Annotated in this window: 1 protein-coding gene; it reads left to right on the top strand. The window is 69.3% G+C overall.

The window, feature by feature from the left end:
* A partial coding sequence (locus ACQRUO_RS39460; protein ID WP_428321005.1) for an IS701 family transposase occupies positions 1–1,098 on the top strand: 1,098 nt, incomplete at its 5' end.
* Positions 1,099–1,291 lie beyond the last annotated feature (193 nt).

A 1,291-nucleotide genomic window follows, 5' to 3' on the forward strand; every position in this document is an offset into this window, starting at 1 on the left:
CATGAGCGGTTTGCCGACCGGTTCGCGCGAAGTGAGTCGCGGGAGTCGGCGCTGGCCTACATGCGGGGCCTGCTGGCGCCGTTGGAGCGCAAGAACGGGTGGACGGTGGCCGAGGAGGCCGGCCACGGCGGCCCGGACCGGATCCAGCGGCTGCTGAACCGGATCGACTGGGACGCCGACGGGGTGCTCGACGACGTGCGTGAGTACGTCGTCGAGCATCTGGCGGACCCGGGCGGCGTGTTGATCGTGGACGACACCGGCTTCCTGAAGAAGGGCACGCGGTCGGCCGGGGTCCAGCGTCAGTACTCCGGCACCGCCGGCCGTACCGAGAACTGCCAGGTCGGGGTCTTCCTCGCCTACTCGGGCAAGCTCGGCCGGACCTTGATCGACCGGGCGCTCTACCTGCCGAAATCCTGGACGGACGACCGCGAGCGCTGCCGGGCCGCGGGGATCGGCGACGAGGTCGAGTTCGCCACCAAGGTCCAGCTCGCCAGGGCTATGGTCCGCCGCGCCGTCGAGGACAGGATCCCGTTCCGCTGGGTGACCGCTGATGCCGGCTACGGCTACAGCAAGGGCTGGCGCTACGAGTTGGAGCAGGCGGACATCTTCCATGTCGTGGCCACCACCAGCCACGACACCGTCGTCACCTGGCGGGCCATGGACCATCGGCTGCACGACCTGGTGGCTGATCTGCCACGGCAGAAGTGGACGCGCCGCTCGTGCGGCGAGGGTGCCCACGGCCTGCGGATCTACGACTGGGCCCGCGTGGAGGTCCGGCCCTGGCACCGCCCCGACCGCAAGCACTGGGTCCTGGCCCGACGCAGCATCACCGACCCGACGAAGATCGCCTACTACATCGCCTACGCGCCCGCCGAGGCCACACTGAACGAGCTGATCTGCGTTGCGGGCGCCCGCTGGGCGATCGAGGAGTGCTTCCAGACCGCGAAGGGCCAGTGCGGCCTGGACGACTACCAGGTCCGCCGCCATCCGGGCTGGTACCGGCACATCACCCTCGCCATGGCCGCCCACGCCTACCTCACGGTCATGCGGGCCCAGCACCTCGAAAAGGGGGCGGACCCGCTCGAACGCCAGGCCTGATACCCCTCACCCTCCCCGAGATCCGCCGGCTGATCACCCATCTCACCCGGCCCGTCCACCGCAGTACTGACCACGTTCTGCACTGGTCCCGCTGGCGCCGCAGACGCCAACACCAGGCCCGGACCAGCCACTACAAGAGACGAGGCCACAGCCCAAGAGCTGAAGCCTCGTCAGGTTAAGCACCGTTGCAGTA

Source organism: Kitasatospora sp. LaBMicrA B282 (assembly GCF_050325825.1).
In the GTDB taxonomy this organism is placed as follows: Bacteria; Actinomycetota; Actinomycetes; order Streptomycetales; family Streptomycetaceae; genus Kitasatospora.